The sequence below is a fragment of the Vibrio sp. 10N.222.49.C9 genome (assembly GCF_041474985.1).
Lineage (GTDB): Bacteria > Pseudomonadota > Gammaproteobacteria > Enterobacterales > Vibrionaceae > Vibrio > Vibrio crassostreae_C.
In genome coordinates, this window is sequence record NZ_JBFRVD010000614.1 from 1 (window position 1) to 234 (window position 234).

1 pseudogene is annotated in these 234 nt (G+C 42.7%); it reads right to left on the minus strand.

Annotated features, from left to right (window positions below):
* Positions 1–234, minus strand: a pseudogene (locus AB4585_RS24740) (oxygen-independent coproporphyrinogen III oxidase); the annotation flags it as partial.

The window sequence follows — 234 nt, forward strand, 5'->3', positions numbered from 1 at the left end:
TCAAAACACATACAGATGTTTCGAATCAGCAAGCGACCACGAAGGCTTACCTTAATCTCAGAATCTGAGACCTCAACCAATTCATCATCAATGAAGGTTTGTAGTAGCTGCAAATCTTCAGCGAAGTACTGATCAAAGCTTAATCCGAACTGCTGTTCGATATCGCGCTTATTCAAGGTAAAGTTACAGATAAGCTGCTTGATCACCTCACGGCGGGTTAGGTCGTCTTTATCC